This is a genomic window from Streptomyces sp. NH27, from assembly GCF_056859195.1.
The window spans coordinates 1-6,584 of record NZ_JACEGK010000453.1 but is presented as its reverse complement, the minus strand read 5'-3'; the positions used below and the strand labels follow the sequence as shown (position 1 = coordinate 6,584).

Genomic DNA, 6,584 nt, shown 5'->3' with positions numbered 1-6,584 from the left:
GTACGGGGGCGGGGAGCGGTACGGGCACGGGTACGGCTGCGGCTGCGGGCTCCGGGTCGGACGCCTTCTCCGTCGCCGACGGCTGGGCCAACATGCCTACCAGCGAGGCGAGTTCGTGCCGACCGCGCTCCTCCCATGCCTCGCCGTAGGCCGCGACGGCCACTGCTTCGAGTTCGACCGCGAAGTCGATCGCGCTCTGCGGTCGTTCGGCCGGGTCCGTGGCCAAACCCTTTGCGAGCAAGGGCTGTACGGGCTCGGGGACCTTGCCGTGGGGGATCGGGGTCTCGGCGGGTTGGGCCGCGGCGTCGCCATCGGCGGCGCCGGTGTGCGGCGCCTCGCCGGTGAGGCATGCGTGGCAGGCGGCGGTCGCCACGTAGAGGTCGGTCGCGACGTCGGCGGGCGTACCGGGCACAGCGGGCGCGTCGGGTGCTTGGTGCGCGCCGCCGACGTCGGCGAGAGCGGCGGTGCCCGCGGCGGTGACCATCAGGTGCGCGGGCTCGCAGGCGGCCCCGCCCGCGATTCCCGCCTCGTGGGCGGCGGAGAGCCCGAGCAGCGTGCCCTTGAGGACGGTCAGCGCCGCCTCGGGAGTGGTCGCGCCCTTCTCCCGCAGGAGGGTGGCCAGGGCGGCGCCCTCGACCGGTTCGCGCACGATCGCGGCATGCGGGCCGTCCTCGACGTACGCGTACAGCCGTGCCACGTAAGGCGATTCGAGGGTGCCGAGCCGTTCGGCCTCGGCACGGAGCGCATCGCGGAAGGACGGGTCCTCGGCGAGTGCCGGTGCGAGGTAGGTGATCGCGACCGGGACGCCGTCGGCCTCGCGCGTCGCCCGTACCACCTGGCCGGATGGGCTGCCGGCGACGTCGGACTCGTGTGCGTAGCCAGGGACTTGCCAGGGGACGGCCACGGGAGGGGCTCCCTGGGCCGCGGTATCGGCGGCGTCTGTGGCAGCTGCGGTGGCGGGCTGCTGGGGGCCCGTCGCCTTGGGCGCGGCGGTGGAAGTCTTGGGCGTGGCGGCGGACTTCGCGGGGGCAGTGGATTTCGCGGTGGCCGCGGACTTGGGCGAGGCGGCTGCCTTCGCGCCCTTGGCCTCGCTCGGTGCCGCTGTCTTCTTCGTCGCGGCCGTCTTCCGTGCCGGCGTGCCTGGTTGGGCCCGCGCCGTCTTGCGCGCCTGCGTCGTCTTCCGTCCCTGCGCGGCCGGTCGGGCCGGTACCGCCGCGGCCTCGGCCGGAGCCGCAGCCGTACCATCGTCCGCCACTTCGCCTGCGGAGCCGGCCACTTCAGGATCGGCGGCGCCGTCGGAAGGTGTGGCCTTCGCGGCGGCGGCGCCCTTCACCGTCGGCTTCTGCGCAGCTTTGGTCGCGGGCTTCTTCGCCGGGTCCGCGGCGGTCTTCCCGGTGGTCTTCCCGGCGGTCTTTCCCGCGGGACGGCGCGTCCCGGCCGGCTTCCGCGGTCCGGTCGTGGCCTCGCCGCCCCCGCCGGGTATGCCCGTACCCGCGTCCGCGCCCGTGCCCTCGTGGTCGTCCACCTGAATCCGCCCCTCGCGCTGCCCCTTGTGGAGGAGTTGCCGCTCGCAACCCCTCGACGCCCTGTTCCGTCATCGGAATTCCGCCGGCAGCCGGGCCGATCTGCCGGGGCTCACGGCACCCGTACAGCCACTTCTCCCGCAGGAGAGACCAGGCGTCGGGAAACCGGGCAGGACCGGGAAGCGCCCAGGGACCGGAGAGGAGGGGCCGTGAGGCTCAAGAGGGTACTGCCCCCGGCGACTTGCCGGGGACCGGGCCGGCCGCGAGACGCAAGCGGCCGAGCGGCCCGGCCCCGGACGGGGGAGGACAGGTGAGGACAGGTGAGTTCGGGAAGGAGCGAGCGGACGGAGAAGGAGGAGACGGGAAGGAGAGGAAGGGGAACGCGGGGTCAGCTGGCCTTGTGGGCCACGCCGCCGTAGATCCCGATCTCGCCGGCATCGCGCGCAGGCGTGGAGTCCGGTCGCCAGAACGGGACTTGCACCAGGCCGGGCTCGATCAGCTCGAACCCCTCGAAGAGGCGCTCGACCTCGGCGCGGGGACGCAGGTTCATGCTTGCGGTGGCGTTGTTGTAGGCGTCCCGTGCGCCGCTGCGGTCGTTGAAGTCGCCGGTGGCGTGGGACAGCACCAGGTAGCTGCCGGCCGGAAGCGCGTCGCGCAGGGTGGCGACGATCTGCTCGGGCTGCTCGGCGTCGGTGAGGAAGTGGAGGATCGCGACGAGGAGCAGGGCGACCGGCTGGTCGAAGTCGATGACCCGGTGGACGTCGGGGTGGTCCAGGATCGCCTTCGGGTCACGCAGATCCGCGAGCACGATGCTGGTCGTACCCGCGCCGCTCATCAGCGTGTTGGCATGGGTGTTGACGATCGGATCGTTGTCCACGTACGCGATGCGCACGTCGGGGGCCACCCCTTGGGCGACCTCGTGGACGTTCGGTGAAGTGGGCAGCCCGGTGCCGATGTCGAGGATCTGCCGGATGCCGGCGCCGACCACGTGCCGGACGGCGCGTTGCAGGAACGCGCGGTTGGCCTGCACGCCGACCCGCGCCTCGGGTGCCACGTCGACGAGCCGGTCGCCGGCCGCGCGGTCCACCTCGTAGTTGTCCTTGCCGCCCAGCAGGTAGTCGTAGATCCGTGCGGGATGCGGCCTGCTGGTGTCGATCTCCTCGGCGCGGAAGCCGTTCTGCGTCACGCTGCTCTCCTCTCTCCGTGCCGAGCCCGTCCGCCTCGCCCGCGAACGCCCGACCGGTGAAAGCGTCTCACGTCAACGGACTTGTGTACGAACGGAGTTCCGCATCATGGCCTGCGTAGTTGCCGGGTGCGCGGCCGGTGGCGGCACTGCGTCGGCGGTCCGGCGCGAAGCGTAGGGGAGGGCGCCGCACCGGGACCGTGCGCGACGGTGGCGGCACCGTGAGCAACGGCTCTGGCGCGTAGACGCGGTGCGCGGGGATGCGGCCGATCGCCGTTCGCTGGAGGTGTGTTCAGTCGATCGCGCCGCCCGCGCCGTCCGAGCGCCAGGGCAGGCCCGGGATGGTCGCCTCGGGCACTTCGTACCAGCCCTCGGGCTTTGGCGGACGTGGTATTTCGCCGCCTCGGCGCAGGGTGCGGCTGTCGCGGACGTGGCGGCCGACGAGCGCCCCGCCGAAGACCACGAAGCCGACACCGACCAGCCAGGTCACCACGGTCAGGACGCTGCCGACCGGGCCGTAGGTGACCGCGTTGGACACGACGAGAGGTGCGAAGAAGAGGTGCGAGAAGATCCGCAGGCCGGCGAGGCCGACCATGGTGAGCACCGCGCCGGGCAGGGCGGTACGCACCCGGACGGAGCCGTACAGCAGGAAGTTCTGGCCCCAGGCGAAGAAGAGCACGCCGAGCACGAAGGTGAGGAGGATGCGCACCGCACTCGGCAACGGGCCGCTGCCCAGGACCGCGGCGCTCTGCGACTCGCAGAACAGGTAGGCGGTGAGCACCGCGAGCCACACCGCGCGGCGCCAGTCGCGGTGCCACGGCCCGGACGGCAGGTCCCAGATCTTGCGGTACCCGGTCTCGACGCTCGCCACGAACGACAGCCCGAAGTACGCCGCCGAGGCCAGGCTCCACGCGCCGGTCGCGCTCAGAATGTGGTTGGGCGCCGCGAACATGCTGCGCATGCTGTGCGCGCCATTGGCGTTGAGGCCCATGCCGTCGATGACCCACTGTGCGAAGCCGGGCCGGTTCTCCCACGGGGTCGCGGCCGCGACCACCACGAGCAGCGGCATCAGCGTGACGAAGCCGAGCGCGGCGAAGCCCATCGAACGGTGCATCAACTCGATGTGCGCCGCCTGCTTCGACAAGCGTCCGATCGCGGACCGCTTCCAGGCGTCCGTCAGTCCTGCCATGGCGTCACCTTCCCGAAGCGTTACTGCTTGTGGATACCGGGCGGAGTGCCCCACGCGCAACTCGGCTCCTGGGCGGCCCTGGTGGCGGGTGAGCGGGCGGGTGTGCGGGGCGATGTGCGGGGCGGTGTGCCTGGCGGGCATGCGTGCGGGCGAACGCGGCCGCGGGCGCCGTCAAGGGCGCGGCTGTGTGCGGGTGTTCGACGGCCGGGAGGCGGCCGGGTCCCAGCCGGCCTTCGTGGGTGGTCCGTTGCCCTGGGGGCTTGCTGTCGTGGGCAGTTGGTCGTCGCGGAGGGCGGGCTGCCGTGGATGGCGGGCTGGCGTGGACGGCCGGTCGCCGCGGGTGTCGGTTGCTGTCGGCAGTCGGTTGCCGTCGGCTGTTGATCGTTGTTGCGGTCAGCTCTTGCAGACTGTCAACTTCAGTGCCGCGTCGATCGCGGCGCCCTGCGCGTCGGTCAGCGGGTGGCCGGTGCTGCCGAACCGCTCGGCGGCCAGGTGGTCGGCGGTCAGCGGGTCGCCGTTGATCTCGGTGCACTGGGTGCGGCCCTGTTCGATCACCTGATTCGGGTCGGCCGCCAGCGACGGGTCGATCGCCTTCAGTGCGGCCAGGTAGGTCTGCTGGTTCACGCCACTCGGGGCCGGCGGGCGGGTCACGGCCGCGCCGGTGCTCGGGTCGGCCGAGGCCGTTGCGGCCGGCGCCGCGGTGGTGGCCTTCTCGGGCCCGCTCTTGTCGTCGCTGCTGGACGAGCACGCGGTCGCGCAGAACGTGGCGAGTGCGGCGGCGGCCACGGCCGCGGCGGCGATTCGGGTACGCATGCCGCCACCTTGCCCCACCGGGGGCCGTCTGCCCGCTGCTGTGACCGTGCTGTGACAGCTTCGCAGCGTCGTCGCTCCGGCGGGCACGGGTCGATCCGGGCAGATGTCAAAGAAGACGTTGACAGTGCGGAATACCAAAGTACCCTTTGGGGTATGACCATCACTGATCCCAAGGCGATGCGGGCGCTCGCGCATCCGCTGCGGCTGGATCTGCTGGAAGTGCTGTCGACGGTGGAGTCGGCGACGGCGGCCTGGTGCGGGCGGGCACTGGGCGTGCCGCAGGCCAACTGCTCGTTCCACCTGCGGCAGCTCGGCAAGTACGGCCTCGTGGAGGAGGCGGAGCCAGGGGGCGACCGGAGGGAGCGGAGATGGCGGTTGGTCGACGGGAGCAGGGAGATGCGGTTCGATCTGGGCGGTGCGGACTCGGCCGCCGCCGAGGCGATCGGGCGCCGGCTGGAACGGACGGTCGTGGAGCGCGAGATGGCGGCGATCCTCGGGTACGCGGAGCGCCGGAGCGAGGAGAGCCCGCAGTGGCGGGGGAAGGCGGGCGTGGTGAGCACTCTTGCGATCGTCTCCGCAGACGACATGCCGGAGATAGAGCAGAAGTGGCAGGAGTTGCTGCGGCCGTACCTCGTGACGGCGGAGTCGGGGGCCGAGCCGGCCGGCGCGGCACCGGGCGCGGCACCGGGCGGGGCGTCGTCGGAGCGGCGGCTCGTGCGGTACTTCATGGCGGCGACTCCGGTCGCCGCGGCGGACTGGGTGACAGGCGATCCGGCCGCGGGCGCGTACGCGGGTCCGCCCGCGGGCCTGACCGAGGTCGCGCCCGGGGATTCGGCGGCCGTTTCGGCGTCGGCACAGGCGTACACAACGGGAGGGGACAGCGATGGCCGCGACAAGTGAGACCGAAGTCGACTTCGAGACCTCCGCGCCGGTGGCCGGCTCGCTCGACGTGGTCTGGAGGCATGGGGTGCGCACCAGATGGCAGCGGGAGCCGCGCATCCAGGTGCACCGGTATGACGAGCACACGCTGGTGCTGCGCCAGAGCAAGGCGGTGAACTACGAGGCGCCCTTCGTCTTCCTCCTCTTCGGCAACGAGCGGGCGCTGCTGCTGGATTCCGGCGCCACCGAGGACCCGGAGCTGCTCCCGCTGCGCGCGACCGTGGACGGGCTGGTGGACCAGTGGCTGGCCGAGCACCCGCGCGAGGGGTACGAACTGGTGGTGGCGCACACCCATGCGCATGGCGACCATGTGGCCGGGGACGCCCAGTTCGCCGACCGCCCCGCGACCACGGTGGTTCCGAAGGAAGCGGACGCGGTGCGGGACTTCTTCGGCTTCGGCGCGAGTTGGCCGACCGGACAGGTCACCTTCGACCTCGGCGGCCGGATACTCGACGTGCTGGGCACGCCCGGCCACCACGAGTCGTCCGTCACTCTCCACGACCGCTGGACCGGCATCCTGTTCACCGGCGACACCGTGCTCCCCGGCCGGCTCTACGTCGCCGACTTCCCGGCCTTCCTCGCGACGGTGCAGCGGATGGTGGAGTTCGCCGAAGCCCACCGGATCACCCATGTGCTGGGCTGCCACGTCGAGATGAAGCGCCGGCCGGGCCGCGACTACCCGCTCGGAGCCACCTTCCAGCCGGACGAGCGGGCACCGGAGATGACCCTCGCGCAGCTCGTCGCGGTGCGGGACGCGGCCGTCTCCGTGGCCGACCGGCCCGGCGTGCACCGGTTCGACGACTTCGTGATCTACCACGAGCCCGGCAAGCGGGAGACCCGCAGGTTGCTCACCCGGGCCCGGCTGCGCAAGGCGCTCGCCGCGCCGCTGCGCGGCTGATCGCGGCGGAGGCGAGGCCGGGAGGGGGCGGTGTCGGGG

The 6,584-nt window shown here is 72.5% G+C and carries 6 protein-coding genes; 2 read left to right on the top strand and 4 right to left on the bottom strand.

Annotated features, from left to right (window positions below):
- The 4 genes from AC13HU_RS28970 to AC13HU_RS28955 all read right to left on the bottom strand — a co-directional run.
- Positions 1-1,525: serine/threonine-protein kinase (locus AC13HU_RS28970; protein WP_483044922.1), on the bottom strand; the 1,525-nt coding region annotated here is incomplete at its 3' end.
- Between the two features lie 386 nt (positions 1,526-1,911).
- A complete protein-coding gene (locus AC13HU_RS28965) occupies positions 1,912-2,709 on the bottom strand; it encodes an SAM-dependent methyltransferase (RefSeq protein ID WP_483044921.1) in 798 nt (265 codons plus the stop codon).
- Positions 2,710-2,998: 289 nt separating this feature from the next.
- Positions 2,999-3,895, bottom strand: coding sequence for a YhjD/YihY/BrkB family envelope integrity protein (locus AC13HU_RS28960; protein ID WP_483044920.1), 897 nt, complete (start codon positions 3,893-3,895; stop codon positions 2,999-3,001).
- 393 nt (positions 3,896-4,288) lie between these two features.
- Positions 4,289-4,708 (bottom strand): hypothetical protein, encoded by a 420-nt coding sequence (locus AC13HU_RS28955; RefSeq protein ID WP_483044919.1) that lies wholly within the window; start codon positions 4,706-4,708, stop codon positions 4,289-4,291.
- Positions 4,709-4,861: 153 nt separating this feature from the next.
- On the opposite strand from AC13HU_RS28955, the gene AC13HU_RS28950 reads away from it, so the two are divergent.
- The gene (locus AC13HU_RS28950) at positions 4,862-5,608 is read left to right on the top strand and encodes an ArsR/SmtB family transcription factor (RefSeq protein ID WP_483044918.1); all 747 of its coding nucleotides are present in this window, start codon (positions 4,862-4,864) and stop codon (positions 5,606-5,608) included.
- The gene (locus AC13HU_RS28945; protein WP_483044917.1) at positions 5,592-6,545 is read left to right on the top strand and encodes an MBL fold metallo-hydrolase; all 954 of its coding nucleotides are present in this window, start codon (positions 5,592-5,594) and stop codon (positions 6,543-6,545) included. Before AC13HU_RS28950 ends, AC13HU_RS28945 begins: the two co-directional genes overlap by 17 nt.
- Positions 6,546-6,584: the final 39 nt, after the last annotated feature.

What these genes read in the sequence shown, in the direction of transcription:
- AC13HU_RS28960 (WP_483044920.1), bottom strand. Translation starts at nt 3,895, where the DNA reads ATGGCAGGACTGACGGACGCCTGGAAGCGGTCCGCGATCGGACGCTTG.
- AC13HU_RS28955 (WP_483044919.1), bottom strand. Translation starts at nt 4,708, where the DNA reads ATGCGTACCCGAATCGCCGCCGCGGCCGTGGCCGCCGCCGCACTCGCC.
- AC13HU_RS28950 (WP_483044918.1), top strand. Translation starts at nt 4,862, where the DNA reads ATGACCATCACTGATCCCAAGGCGATGCGGGCGCTCGCGCATCCGCTG.
- AC13HU_RS28945 (WP_483044917.1), top strand. Translation starts at nt 5,592, where the DNA reads ATGGCCGCGACAAGTGAGACCGAAGTCGACTTCGAGACCTCCGCGCCG.